This is a genomic window from Carnobacterium sp. (assembly GCF_040274425.1).
This window is the reverse complement of the sequence record NZ_JBEMBC010000076.1, coordinates 1-12,966: the sequence shown is the minus strand read 5'-3', so window position 1 is coordinate 12,966 and position 12,966 is coordinate 1. Positions and strand designations below refer to the sequence as shown.

The 12,966-nt window shown below is 32.1% G+C and carries 15 protein-coding genes, 1 pseudogene and 1 other annotated feature; of the genes and pseudogenes, 8 read left to right on the top strand and 8 right to left on the bottom strand.

Features of this window, described 5'->3' with window-relative positions; translation table 11 throughout:
• Positions 1-73, bottom strand: a pseudogene (locus tag ABS911_RS12105) (tyrosine--tRNA ligase); the annotation flags it as partial.
• 66 nt (positions 74-139) lie between these two features.
• Positions 140-356: a binding site (T-box leader), on the bottom strand.
• Positions 357-601: 245 nt separating this feature from the next.
• Here ABS911_RS12105 and ABS911_RS12100 point away from each other — a divergent pair.
• Both ABS911_RS12100 and ABS911_RS12095 read left to right on the top strand, forming a co-directional pair.
• Complete coding sequence (locus tag ABS911_RS12100) at positions 602-913, top strand: hypothetical protein (RefSeq protein ID WP_023176564.1); 312 nt, start codon at positions 602-604, stop codon at positions 911-913.
• 9 nt (positions 914-922) lie between these two features.
• Entirely contained in the window at positions 923-1,156 is a 234-nt protein-coding gene (locus ABS911_RS12095; RefSeq protein ID WP_023176566.1) for a hypothetical protein, read from the top strand.
• 261 nt (positions 1,157-1,417) lie between these two features.
• On the opposite strand, the gene ABS911_RS12090 is transcribed toward ABS911_RS12095, so the two are convergent.
• The 4 genes from ABS911_RS12090 to ABS911_RS12075 all read right to left on the bottom strand — a co-directional run bounded on the left by ABS911_RS12090 (position 1,418) and on the right by ABS911_RS12075 (position 4,869).
• The gene (locus tag ABS911_RS12090; protein WP_034538044.1) at positions 1,418-2,587 is read right to left on the bottom strand and encodes a cation diffusion facilitator family transporter; all 1,170 of its coding nucleotides are present in this window, start codon (positions 2,585-2,587) and stop codon (positions 1,418-1,420) included.
• 882 nt (positions 2,588-3,469) lie between these two features.
• On the bottom strand, positions 3,470-3,889 hold the full coding sequence (locus ABS911_RS12085; protein WP_023176573.1) for a hypothetical protein: 420 nt from the start codon (positions 3,887-3,889) through the stop codon (positions 3,470-3,472).
• A 111-nt stretch (positions 3,890-4,000) separates the two neighbouring features.
• On the bottom strand, positions 4,001-4,258 hold the full coding sequence (locus ABS911_RS12080) for a hypothetical protein (RefSeq protein ID WP_350452409.1): 258 nt from the start codon (positions 4,256-4,258) through the stop codon (positions 4,001-4,003).
• A gap of 314 nt (positions 4,259-4,572) precedes the next feature.
• The gene (locus ABS911_RS12075) at positions 4,573-4,869 is read right to left on the bottom strand and encodes a hypothetical protein (RefSeq protein WP_023176576.1); all 297 of its coding nucleotides are present in this window, start codon (positions 4,867-4,869) and stop codon (positions 4,573-4,575) included.
• 857 nt (positions 4,870-5,726) lie between these two features.
• Between ABS911_RS12075 and ABS911_RS12070 the strand changes: the two genes are divergently transcribed.
• Entirely contained in the window at positions 5,727-6,209 is a 483-nt protein-coding gene (locus ABS911_RS12070) for a DUF5626 family protein (protein WP_034538045.1), read from the top strand.
• 3 nt (positions 6,210-6,212) lie between these two features.
• On the opposite strand, the gene ABS911_RS12065 is transcribed toward ABS911_RS12070, so the two are convergent.
• Positions 6,213-6,728 carry a helix-turn-helix domain-containing protein gene (locus tag ABS911_RS12065; RefSeq protein ID WP_023176582.1) on the bottom strand — a complete coding sequence of 172 codons (516 nt, stop codon included), beginning with the start codon at positions 6,726-6,728 and terminating at the stop codon, positions 6,213-6,215.
• 312 nt (positions 6,729-7,040) lie between these two features.
• On the opposite strand from ABS911_RS12065, the gene ABS911_RS12060 reads away from it, so the two are divergent.
• Positions 7,041-7,481 (top strand): hypothetical protein, encoded by a 441-nt coding sequence (locus tag ABS911_RS12060; RefSeq protein ID WP_156098864.1) that lies wholly within the window; start codon positions 7,041-7,043, stop codon positions 7,479-7,481.
• A gap of 75 nt (positions 7,482-7,556) precedes the next feature.
• Here the strand turns inward: ABS911_RS12060 and ABS911_RS12055 are convergent, their stop codons facing one another.
• Together ABS911_RS12055 and ABS911_RS12050 are read right to left on the bottom strand one after the other, a co-directional pair.
• The gene (locus ABS911_RS12055) at positions 7,557-7,856 is read right to left on the bottom strand and encodes a DUF5316 family protein (RefSeq protein ID WP_023176585.1); all 300 of its coding nucleotides are present in this window, start codon (positions 7,854-7,856) and stop codon (positions 7,557-7,559) included.
• A gap of 330 nt (positions 7,857-8,186) precedes the next feature.
• Positions 8,187-8,702: a helix-turn-helix domain-containing protein gene (locus tag ABS911_RS12050; protein ID WP_023176587.1), complete on the bottom strand. Its 516-nt coding sequence runs from the start codon at positions 8,700-8,702 to the stop codon at positions 8,187-8,189.
• Between the two features lie 343 nt (positions 8,703-9,045).
• Between ABS911_RS12050 and ABS911_RS12045 the strand changes: the two genes are divergently transcribed.
• From ABS911_RS12045 to ABS911_RS12030, 4 genes are all read left to right on the top strand, one after another.
• Entirely contained in the window at positions 9,046-10,338 is a 1,293-nt protein-coding gene (locus ABS911_RS12045) for a GntP family permease (protein WP_034538047.1), read from the top strand.
• Positions 10,339-10,363: 25 nt separating this feature from the next.
• Entirely contained in the window at positions 10,364-11,512 is a 1,149-nt protein-coding gene (locus tag ABS911_RS12040; protein ID WP_187948859.1) for a glycerate kinase family protein, read from the top strand.
• 144 nt (positions 11,513-11,656) lie between these two features.
• Positions 11,657-12,661: a CdaR family transcriptional regulator gene (locus tag ABS911_RS12035; protein ID WP_023176592.1), complete on the top strand. Its 1,005-nt coding sequence runs from the start codon at positions 11,657-11,659 to the stop codon at positions 12,659-12,661.
• Between the two features lie 18 nt (positions 12,662-12,679).
• On the top strand, positions 12,680-12,966 hold a 287-nt coding region (locus ABS911_RS12030; RefSeq protein WP_350467780.1), incomplete at its 3' end, for an NUDIX hydrolase.

Below are 12,966 nucleotides of genomic sequence, written 5' to 3'. Positions count from 1 at the left end.
ATTTTTTTAAACCTGTTTCATCTGTTTGTTGATTAATGGCATCGCGCCATTCTAATTCATCAATAATATTCATTTTTCTCGCTCCTTATAAACTGTATTTTTTGCATAAAAAAAGCCCGATAAAAAGAAGTTATCTTTTTATCGGGACGAAATTTTCCGTGTTACCACCCAAATTGCAGTCTGTTTTTAACGCAAAACACGCTGCCACTCATTTACTGTTAACGTAGTAATACGCTTGAGGTTAATCAAGTTACTCCAGAGTGTACTTCACAAATTGGTTTGTGCCTATTTTCATCAACCACAGGCTTTCTATTGAACAGGGACCAAGTGTTACTATGCTCTTTCATTGTAAGTTGTTATGAGATTGTCATTAGTATAGATGAAGTGAAGACAATTTGTCAATCTTGTTTTAAAAAATCTATAAAATTTTCAATCGATACAAAAGATTCTCGCCTTGGCCGACTATTATAGAACGACCGTTGTATTATCTTAAATATTGTTTAAGATTGCTTATATATTAAGGTTTTCTGTTGCAATGAACTCAGTATATTGGTTCAATAGGAATTGTAAACATATAAGAGATAAAGAGGAGGATAATGTAATGATGACACATTTTTTTGATTCATACTGGTGGATGTTTTCAGGCGTATTCGTCATAGCAAGTATTTTAATAACCTTAAATCTAGTAAAAGTAATCGGTTTTAGAAAAGAGTCTTCTTTAATGCTAAGGGTAATCGATTTGATCCTTTCGCTAGGCCTACTATTGCTTATGGTTTCAGCTAACTTTTTTTCGGGAGTTTTATACGATCAATTTAACCTAGCAACAGATAATATGCTGCTCGTCTTATCCTTTTATTCAGGAGTAGTCTTTTTAATCCAAATTTATTTCACGTTTAAACGTAATAATAAATAAGCATAATCTATGATGGCAAATAATTTAAAGAAAGCAGGAATCAAAATGGGCTTTTGGTATTTTCTCATACTCTTTGCAGGTATAGCTCTTATTGGAGCAGGTGCGGCTAAGAATGATGTTTCACGTTCGGTTAAGATTGTAGTGATGTTGTTTATTCTTGGTATTGTCTTTATTTTCATTTCGTTAGTGCTATTTATGCCAGGCAGTTCTGAAATCATTTCTCAACTGTTAGACAGGAATTAATAGGTCGAAAAATGGCATAGCTAATCCAATGTTTCAAGATATAAAAAGCATATACATTGCTAAAAATAAAACAACCTGATGATATTATTAATCGTCAGGTTGTTTTATTTAGAAACTCGTTATTTCTCATCTGTTCCAAACTCTTTTGAAATTAAATTTATAATAGTTGAAAATGTGTTTGTGCAAAATAGGATTGCTAATAATGTAATTTTTAAAATGAAATTAACCATATTTTTCATTTCTCTCCTTTATTTGTATCATTTACTTTTTCAATAAATAGTTCCTATCGAAAATAAGGTCAATCTCATATAACCCTATATGTTTGTTAATATCTTTTTCGATTTTGTCTAGAAGCTGTTCATTTGTTAGTTTAATGTCTTCTGGGACGACCACGTCGAATTGAATAATCGGGCGAGTCCCTTTTTTTTCAATACGAAAATCATGGAATTGCAGATTTAAGTTGTAGGATTTCAATAATTGTTTGACGAGTCTGTATACATTTGTTTGTTCTTCACTATGGATATCAATGGGATCCAAATGGCAGACTAAGTTAATTCCCAGTTCTGCTTTGAATTCTTTTTCAATGGCATTGATCACTACATGGGCTTGAGTAAGACTCCAACTGTCATCAATCTCAATATGGATAGTTGCAAATGTTTTCTCAGGACCATAACTATGGATCAACAAGTCGTGGTAGCCAATGATGGATTGGTGATTATCTAGATAAGCAATCATTTTTGTGAGTTCTTCCTCGCTTGGACGTTTTCCAAGTAAATCATTAATAAATTCGCTGAGCATTTGAATACCACTAAAGATAATATAAAAAGCAATTAGCAGTCCTGTATAACCATCAATCTGCCAGCCTGTTAGGTGTTCAACTGCAGCCGAGACTAATACAGCAACTGTTGTGTAAACATCATTAAAGCTGTCTTTTGCGCTAGCTAACAATGTTTTTGATCCGATATGTCGCGCGGTTTCCTGGTAAAAGTAACCTTGAACAACTTTGATACCTATTGATGACACTAAAATAATAAACATCAAGGGAGAGGTTTGTAAACTTTCTGGCTGCAAAATACGTTCAATCGATGTTCTTAAAAATTGACCACCGACAAACAGAATGATTAAAGAAATGATCATGCCTGTGATGTATTCTGAACGCTGATGACCATAGGGATGTTCTTTATCTGCTGGCTTAGCAGCTATCCGAAAACCAATCAATGTTAAAACCGAAGAAGCTGAATCCGACAAGTTGTTCATCGCATCCGCTATAATAGAAACACTTCCTGAAAATAAGCCAATTAACAATTTCATTCCAAATAATAGGAAATTAGATAATAAGCCTATCTGCCCAGCTACTGTACCGAAAGCAGCTCGTGATTCTTTTCCCTTTTCTTTACTTCTTCGTTCAATCCATTCAAAAAAATAATTCACAAAGACCCTCCTAAAAACCAAACTTGAAAACAAAAAAATATGAACTGATAATTGCTGTGTCCATATATATTTTGCATAAACAAAAGTATAACAAATTATAACTTTTAGTAAACACATAAAAGTGGTTACATGCGTAAATTATTTTTTTATAGGAATATCTTTATCTGTAACTTACTGAAGTATAACTAGCAAAATTGTAAGTTGTTTAAGTAAGTATCAAAAGCGACTTAATTAGTGGATAGTATAGTGCAAAAAAACGATGTAATAACCTCACTGATGTTAACCAATTCTACTAAAGAGAGCTTGAATCAATATGGTGAAATGTAGGATTGAGATACATTTAAATAAGCCAAAAACTAAAAGTAAAAAAAGAGTAATCATCAACTCAGGTACAAGTTGTTAGTCTTTTTTGTTCTACAAATATATTCAATACTTAATCGGAAAACAGTGGTATAGCAGGCGGTATCCCGGCTTCAGGTAGAAGATATAAGAAAATTGTAAAAAGAATTAATAGAAACGAGAATAATACTACAAAGTAAAGAGCAATATGTTTTCTCTTTGCAATAATTGATAAAATAGATAAAATAAACCCCCCAGCGGATAGAAAAACACATATTGAAAATGCAAACCATATATTATACGCCCCTATTATGGTTAAGCTATTTGATGAGAATAGAACAATATAAGTTGATACAAAAATGATACTTAATGTTGAAAAAAACTTTGTGTTTTTCTTAAGCAATTATAACCCCTCCATTTCTCTTTTCCTAATTGCCTATTTAAATTATATCTCAAATAAATATCTGAAATTGCTTAAAAGTCTATCAAAATTTTGTTGAATTATATTTAATTTTTAAGTGCTTTTTTTTACTTATACCTATCTCAAGGAGCAAATCCATAATATAAAATTTCAAAAATAGGCTGTCCCAGTATTAAAATTCCAGCTAATGCACCTACATAAAAAATTATGAAGATTACTTTCAATAAGGGAAATTGATCTTGTGCTCCTATTTTTTTTATTCCATACCATGCAAAAATAACTAATTGAGGTATAAACAACACAAAATAGGAAGTAGTAACAAATGTGGAAAATTTCTCATATGCCTGAAACCCTACATTTTGGGTAGTCATTAAAAAAACCAATTTTTCAAACCAAAGAAAGAGAAATGAGAGTTGTAAAAGAGATGAAAAAATAGTAATGCTAAAAGAAATATATTTCTTTTCTTTTCTGACTAATAAATAAATACTTCCAATATAAACGATTCCAACTACGATAGCGTAAAATGGTTGCATTGCGAACAAGAATACCGCCTCTTTTCTTTATCTAAACAACATTATTATCACAATATTTTAAACATACATTCTTAAAATTGTTTTATCTATGTAAGATTCATTATCGTTTCTAATTTTTAGTTACTGAACTTCTGCTTCGATAACTGTAATTTCACCGTCTGCAAAAACTTTACTTATACCTTTAGAACCATCTTTTTCATTTAACCAATCAATATAATACTCGCCATCTTTTTTTTCTGTAGAGATAATTTTAGCCGTTCCCATAATAGTACTATTTTGATCGATAATTGTTTGTTCTGCTTCTTCTTGAGAAGTATTGGAGCATCCCGCTATAAAAAACAAAATTAACGCACAAACTCCAAAGAAATAATTTTTCACGAAAACAAACTCCTTTCAAATTAATTTTATTATTTTGATACTTCTTTTTTATCTTATTTCTAAATTACTTAACAGATAGTTATAAACAACAGCATAAATTTAATAAAATAAATACTTGGTAACTGTCTGACAAGAGTAGACTCTTATCAAACATAAGATAAGTTTGGAAAGAAAGAGAAGAATATTTATATATTTTAAGAAAGAATTGCTTCTTTTTTTCCTTGAACAACCCAATAATCGGCAATACCGCCCATTTTAGACCAACTCCAACCAACGATAACGAGACCAATGGCAGCTGAAAATAGACAATCTAATCATTTTAAATCTATGATATCTCGCAAATCATCTAATTGAGAACTAGATATTTTACCTACTCTATCTTCTGAGCCTATCCCATTTATTACGGTCGATTCATTTCCATCCAACCATATACTAATAGGATGTGTAGATGTGCCTTCTTTGTAATGACGTATTTGCAATATGATATCTGCATACCCATCTGGCTTGTCTATTTCCTCTGTAAAATTAATTTTATCAAACCAATTTTCAAATTCTGCTATTTTTTCTTTATCTTTTATTTCTTCAGAAAATTCATAGCTTGATTCACTCATTTGGCTTCCAACCTGTAATGTTTTATCAGGCTTTATAACTTTCGGTAAGATTAATAATATCAATAATAAAATGCTAACAGTAAAAAATACTATTTTCTTTTTGATAAAAAAACAACCTTTCTTTTAATAGTTGAATTGTATTGTTTAGATTATATCAAACTCATCATTCTATGTCTGACTTTCTTTTATCGTGCTTATTTTAAAATTAAGATAAGCACGATACATGAAATTGGATAAAATCAGGTATCAAGAATACTGTTCTAATAGGGTTCTTTTTTGTATAGGGATCTAATGCATGATTTCGAGGTATGATAAACAAAATCATGTGTCGCTTTTATTAGAAGAAAAGACTTTTAAATGAGCTGCAATGTCTATTCAATATAAATTCAACAACTTTTATTAGGTTTGATGTGCAATAAAATTACAAATGTCGTTAATTCAGATTACTCTGAAAATTCAAGTGTTGTAGGGAGTAGAATCTTTTTATGTATAACTACTCATTGATTACACCTTAATAATTATTATATTTTTTTACTATCTTTAAAATAAATATAGGAACAAAAACTAAAGACTGCATAGCGATTGTTCTGATTATTGCACCTGATAGACCATTGCTGTTTGTAAAGAAATAGATCTCTATAAAAAGCACTGCAAATGAGATGATAAATAACATGATAATTTTTTTTAATGTAAGGTTCTCTCTCATTTCTATATCCCTTCAATTCATATTATTTTTTATAACTAATTTGTGACGGTAATAGTTACTAAATATTCTTTTAAATGAAATAAATAGTTATTAATACAACTTTATCTGCTATATTTTATATGTTACTAAAAAAATAGTTGGAGGAATTCATTTGAAAAAATTAATCTTTCTTTTAAGTAGTCTTGCTTTTTTTAGTTTTTTTACTGCAACAAAGGTACAAGCTGAAGAATCTTTTCCATCACCAGAGAGTAGTGTTTTCTATGATTTAAATCAAGGTGGACTACAGCAGTTTGAAGTTGAGAATGATCTAGGAGAGACCTATACCATTACCATTGAAGAAGAGCCTCAATTTTTTATTATGGCAAGTGCTGTTAAGAGTGGTACATATAAAATTACAAAAGAAAAAGCATTACAATGGAAAGCTAGTTACAAAATTGATGTAAGTAATAATAAAATTACACGAGCACACTCTGCTTCAGCAACAGCCTTCACTGGAAGCTTTAAAAGTTTATTATTGAAAGTAGATAGTTCTACACAAGCCACTTATTATTTAAAGCGAACAATATTACTTGCAGAGACCTCTATAAACTTAAGAGCTAAGTTGGCAGGAAGCAGTATTTCGATAACGTATTAGTCATTACTCGCCAAGGTACTCAACAGTAACCGTCCCCCAGCCGAAAATATCGCTTAAAATACCGTATCCAATGAACAAATTAAATGCTATACAACAAATACACGCTATGTAGACTACCTTATATAGTGTGTTTGTTTTTTTATTTCTAATGATGAGAAGAGGGGAGACAATTAAACCTAAAGGTGCGATTAAGAAACTGAGAATAGAAAGAACCAATAACATTAAACCTTCATCGTTTTCACTTGTTCCACGAATAAAATCTAATTTTCGATAATTTTCTTGGATCTTAAGTTCATTTGTTTCGATTTTTTTTTTAAGCACTTGGTTTTCTTTCAGCAATTCGTCTATGGATACTTCATAGTAAACACTCAGTTTTACTAGATTATCCAAATCAGGATAGCTATTGCCATTTTCCCATTTTGAAATTGACTGTCTGGAAATGCTTAAATATTCCGCCACATTTCCTTGGGAAAAACCTTTATTGATTCTGCTTTCTTTTAAACGTTCTCCTAATGCCACAACTTTTCCTCCTCGTATCTTATTTTTCTTTATCGTACCTGAAAGTAAGCACCTTTGGCTATAAGCCAGTGGTTGCGTTTAGCACGCATTGGTTTACATTAGGGGATAAAATCAATAAAACTACTCGTGCAACAAATAGTTGCTATTGTGTAAACGACTAGGTTCTATAAAAGTTAGTAAAAATAGTTGATAATAGTTATAGCCAGGAACAACTAATGATTAAATGTAATGGTCTTCATTTTTAGTACATTACAGCTCAGAATAAAAATTAGGAGCAGACAATTGCTTCTTATAAAAAAGGGAGGTATATTTTTGAATAACAGACATAAAAAAGGTGTTTTTATGTTAACTGTACTTTTATTTCTAGCGTCTTGTACTCAAAAAAAAGAACAATTAGAAGTATTTTCCATTCCCATATCTAATGGAGAAGTTTCCGTGAAAAATTTTAATATCATCAGTACTAAAGGCCAAATATATATTGAAGACAACTATTATTTGAAATTTCAGGATGAAAACATAAAGAGTATTAATTTTGGTATTTATGATAAAGAAAGTAAACTAATCTATTCGTTTGCGCAAAATGTTGATTTCTTTAGGGATACTGATAAGATCGAAGAGAACACAGGTTTTATTATTGATAGTAGTCATTTTAGAACGGGCGATGAAATAAAAATAGAAGTTAACTATACTTATAGTGACGGGACAAAAAAATCCTTTACTAGTAATGAAAAGCTTGAAAATGAGAATGAATAAATTGCAGCGTTATAAATTAACGCAGCATGGATAACTGAATCATGAACAAAGCTATGAGGTTACTACCAGAAGCAATTAAGAAAGATAGTCAACGAGCAAAACTAAATAAAAGGGTAGGGCGAAAATTAATATTTTCCAACTATAAAAAATAGATTTTGTTGTGTTTACCGGATTTGAATAATAATTACAGCGTTGTCTATCACCGCTAACGAAAGCTCCAGAAAGTATTATTGCAAGGACAGTCAAACCAACAGAAGAATAATGAATTGTTTTGTTAAAACTAAGACTTGTAAAAATAGCTAGTAAATAAATCAAAAATATTAAAACGACACTTATATAGAAAATCTTTACCGTAGCAAGTAAACTTCTTTTCATTGGAGTATCTCCTTTTAACTAGTGATTGTTTTTACATTCGTTCAAATTTATATTATACTTGATATTGTTCAGCAAATCACTTGCGGTTCCGTTTTTCTGTGACCTGGTTTGTGAAAAGTATATATTGTTGTTGGTTTTAACTTTTACTATTAAAGTGAAAAGGTAAAGATGGTAATTTGCATCGGTGTAAAAGGATGTTTGTTAAAGTAACAAATTGTTGGCAAGTATTTATAGATACTGTGATATGGCTAAAAAAAGATCGAGACAGTTTAATTTGTCTCGATCTCTTTTTTATTTAGAGTGCTTATGTTACTAGTTTTTACATAGAGTTTATTCGCCAAGATACTCAACAGTTGTAGTTCCCCAGCCTAAATAGTCCCCAGTAATACTATAAATAACAAATGCATTAACTAATAAACTACAAGCACACGCAAAGTAAACAAATTTATGCAGTGTATTTGTTTTTTTATTTCGTTTCATTACAATTGGCGCTACAAATAAACCGAATGGAGCAATTAAGCAACCCATAAAAGCAAGGATTAGAAGTATGAGTCCTTCATCTTTTTCAGTATTCCTCCAAATAGAATCTATCTTTTTGTTAGATTCTTCAATTTCAAGTTCATTTATTTCAATTTTTTTCTTAAGGTTTTGATTTTCTTTCAGCAATTCATCAATTGAAACTTCATAATATGTACTTAACTTTACTAAATTGTCTAAGTCAGGATAACTATTATTATTTTCCCATTTTGAAATCGATTGTCTTGAAATATTTAAATATTCCGCCACATCTCCTTGGGAAAACCCTTTATTGACCCTACTTTCTTTTAGGCGCTCGCCTAATGCCATGTTTACTCCTCCTTGAAACCTTGCTTTTCTCTATCATACCGAAAGTAAAGACGGTTGACTATACTTTATGGGTTATATTTTAACAATGGATGATTTAATTAAGTGAAAAATTTCGTTTTTTATTGGACTGAAAATGAAAATCTAGTTTTTTAGAAAAGGGTGACGTATTTAGTAATAAAGAGGTGATAAATTCTGAGTTTTTCACACATCGTAAATCAAAGGCTTGACGAGGTTGGTTTTGTGCATTTGCACAATTACTTTTGTTAGTATGACAATAGATTTTTGATGAAATGAAAAATATAATGTAAGCGCACACAGACAAATGTTAGGAGATGTTTTAGATATGGTAGATAGTACGATTCCTTGGTTTGCAGCGATTATTGGGTTACTCGTTGCAATTATACTTATTTTGAAAAAATTTAATCCTGTATATTCTTTATTCTTTGGAGCAATTATTGGTTCATTGATTGGTGGAGCTTCATTGGTTACAACGATAGATATTTTAATTAATGGGACACAAAGCATTATTGGAACAGCTATTCGAGTTCTTGCAGCAGGTATGTTGGCAGGAGTAATGATGGAATCCGGTGCAGCGGAGTCGATTGCAAATGCGATCGTTACTAAACTAGGGGATCAAAAAGCTATTTTATCTTTGGCTCTTTCAACTATGATCATTACTGCAGTGGGTGTATTCATTCCAGTAGCTGTATTGATTGTTGCCCCTATTGCATTGTCTGTAGGGAAACAAACAGGTATCAGTAAGATTGCCTTATTAACGGCTTTATCGGGCGGGGGAAAAGCTGGAAATATTATTTCTCCAAACCCAAATACGATTGCTGCAGCAAATGGTTTCGATTTAAACTTAAGCAGTGTCATGTTAGCTGGTTTTATCCCCGCTGTATTTGGACTTGTAACTGCTGTTATTATTGCAAATGCAATCAAAAATAAAGGTGAAATGGTAAGAGATAGAGATATTCTGAAGCAAGAAACAAAAGAATTAATGCCTTTGAGAAAAGCATTAGTCGCTCCAGGATTATCAATTTTCTTATTGTTGATCAATCCAATCGGAACAGTCCTAAAAATAGATGCTATTGCAAATTTAAAAATAGACGCATTGTATATATTACCTTTTGCTTCAATTGTAGGAACGATTGCAATGGGACATGCGAATAAAATCAGTGAATATGCTTCTTCAGGAATTAAACGCGTAACAGATACGGTTCTAATTCTGATAGGTGCTGGAGCGATTGCAGGACTGATATCTGCATCTGATCTGTCTGTTCAAGTAGTAAAAGTAATTGAAATGATAGGAATTTCAGGTACATTCTTAGCACCAATCTCAGGTATTTTGATGGGATTAGCAGTAGGATCAACTTCTACGGCCGTCATTCTTGCTACTGGCTCATTCGGAGAGGCAATTTTAAATACCGGAACTTCTTCTTTAGCAGCATCTGTAATGGTTCATACAGGAGCAACCGTTATTGATAGTGTTCCTCAAGGAAATTATTTCCATATTACGGCAAATAGTATGCATATGACAATTAAAGAAAGAATGAAAGTTATTCCATATGAAATGTGTATAGGTGGGGTAATGGCTGTAGTCGCAACAGTGTTGTATGGATTTATCCTTAATTAATCAAAAGAAAAGAGGAAAATAAAAAATGAAGAAAACATTTGTGGTGGCACCTGATTCTTTTAAAGAAAGCATGAGCGCAAAAGAAGCCTGTGAAGCAATGGCTAGAGGAATCAAGAAAGTTTTTACAGATGCGGAGATCAAACTTGTTCCTATGGCTGATGGTGGCGAAGGAACAGTGGATTCGTTAGTAGATGCAACACAAGGAAGAAGGATCGAAGTTGAAGTATCTGGACCGATTTTCCAAGAAAAAGTAACAGCATATTATGGCATTTTAGGTGACTGCAAAACGGCTGTTATTGAAATGGCGAAAGCAAATGGGATCGAACTGTTAGCAAAAGAGCGACGAAATCCACTCATCACGTCTACATATGGTACGGGTGAATTAATCAAAGCAGCTCTTGATGAAGGTGTAGAAAAAATTATTATTGGAATTGGCGGCAGTGTAACAAACGACGGCGGAGCTGGAATGGCTGAAGCGTTAGGTGTGAAATTTCTAGATCAAAATGGACAACCCATTCCTCAAGGAGGAGGATCTTTAAATCTTTTAGCTTCAATTGATACTTCTGAACTAGACCCCCGCATAAAAGATATTGAAATAGAAATTGCTAGTGATGTTACGAATCCTTTGACAGGTGAACATGGGGCTTCTAATGTTTTTGGTCCTCAAAAGGGAGCTACTCCTGAAATGGTAGAACAGTTAGATGCTAATTTGAAACACTACGCACAGATTATTCAAAGAGATGTTCAAAAAACAATTGAACACTTACCTGGATCTGGAGCAGCAGGTGGTTTAGGTGCTGGTTTACTTGCTTTTACCAATGCAATATTAAAACCTGGCATTGATATTGTTATCGAAATCAATGAATTAGAAGCACATATTGCTGGTGCAGATTTTGTTTTTACAGGTGAAGGAGGAATGGATTTCCAAACTAAATTTGGCAAAGCACCATATGGAGTTGCAAAAGTTGCAAAACACTACCAAAAACCAGTCTTTGCTTGTGCTGGGTATGTCGGAAAAGATGTAGAAGTGCTTTATGATGAAGGAATGACGGCAATTTTTGGTATTATGGCAAAAGCAGAACCAATTGAGGAAGCTTTGAAAAACGGAGAATCAAATCTAGAACGAACTTGTGAAAACATTGCTCGAATATTATATTTGGCCAATGGTATATAGTCCTGATTTAGGAATAAAATAAACAGAAAACTTGATATTTTAAGTCTAAAGTAAGATACTTTAACGTATATGTCGGTCAAGAACCAGTTTAGAAGTTGTCATTTCTAAACTGGTTTTTGCATAGAAAAGGTGGCAGAGGGGCAGTTGTTAACTAAAAAACAAGCTAGTTTAATCGTCAGCAAGCTGATGGGAGATATCCCTTATAACATTAATATTATGAATGATTTAGGGATCATTATTGCAAGTGGCGACAGTAATCGGATAGGAACTTCGCATAGAGCAGCTGAACGAGCAATCAAAGAAAAAAAGATCATTGAAGTTTACCATGATACGCATCTAGAGAAAAAAGGAACCAATGAGCCAATCATTTATGAAGATAAAATAATTGGAGTGGTGGGCATCACAGGTGAACCTGACGAAGTTCGCCCGTTTACAAAAATTGTCAAGACTGTTTCCCTTTTGCTTATTGAAGAACTAAATATTTATAAGCAAAAAGAGGAAGATAGAGTTGCGAAGAAAGCTTTTTTGAAGCAGTTAATAGATTCGGATGGCGTATATACAGAATCATTAAAAAAAGAAGCAAGGGAAAACTATAAATTAGAACTAGGAAAGCTGTATTATGGAGTTTTTGCTGAAGGAAAAGACGTTTTACGGTCAGTTGCCTATAAGAAAGAAGTATTTGCATGGCATGAAGGATATATAATTTTTTTAGAAACGCTGGAACCAATAACTACAAGGAATGATGAGCTGATTATTATCAGTACACATGAAAAAAATATTGGACTTATTCTTCAAAATATCAAACAAACACATTTGATGCTTTCCTTTTTTAAATGGAAGAAAAAAGGAATCGAACGAACGGATACTTATTATTTAGCTAATTTATTTTCATTTTCTATTCCGCCAAATCAGGATCTTTTGAAAAAAATAAAAGAAGCAGCGCCAGAATATGCAGAAACATTAGTTTGTTTTGCACGAAATAATAAGAGCATCAACGATACTTCATTGGAACTTCATATTCACAGAAATACATTGAATTATAGAATTCAAAAGATAGAAGAGATAACGGGAAGAAATCCTCGTATTTGGTATGAATTATGGGAGCTGTTTTATCATTTTGCTTATCATTTCATGAATGAGGAAGATTAAAGAAAGGACTAGATTTATTTGACTTTAAATTACTTAGAACAATATAGGAGATTGCTTTCAATAGCTGAGGCAGGAATATTTTATGGGAAAGATCCATTTGATAAAGAACGTTATGAAGAATTACAAAAGCTGTCATTGAATTTAATAAGCCATTTGGGAAATGAACCAATTGAAAAGTTGGAAAATATTATAGATTCTAGTGAAGGATACCCTACTCCTAAAATTGATGTTAGAGCGTTTATCAAGAAAGAGAATAAAATATTGCTTGTAGAAGATTTGACGACAAAAGAGTGGGCATTGCCTGG

Excerpts from the sequence above, each read along its gene's own strand:
- ABS911_RS12075 (WP_023176576.1), bottom strand. The coding sequence starts at position 4,869 with ATGAGTGAATCAAGCTATGAATTTTCTGAAGAAATAAAAGATAAAGAA.
- ABS911_RS12100 (WP_023176564.1), top strand. The coding sequence starts at position 602 with ATGATGACACATTTTTTTGATTCATACTGGTGGATGTTTTCAGGCGTA.
- ABS911_RS12050 (WP_023176587.1), bottom strand. The coding sequence starts at position 8,702 with ATGGCATTAGGCGAGCGCCTAAAAGAAAGTAGGGTCAATAAAGGGTTT.
- ABS911_RS12055 (WP_023176585.1), bottom strand. The coding sequence starts at position 7,856 with ATGAAAAGAAGTTTACTTGCTACGGTAAAGATTTTCTATATAAGTGTC.
- ABS911_RS12095 (WP_023176566.1), top strand. The coding sequence starts at position 923 with ATGATGGCAAATAATTTAAAGAAAGCAGGAATCAAAATGGGCTTTTGG.
- ABS911_RS12045 (WP_034538047.1), top strand. The coding sequence starts at position 9,046 with ATGGTAGATAGTACGATTCCTTGGTTTGCAGCGATTATTGGGTTACTC.
- ABS911_RS12040 (WP_187948859.1), top strand. The coding sequence starts at position 10,364 with ATGAAGAAAACATTTGTGGTGGCACCTGATTCTTTTAAAGAAAGCATG.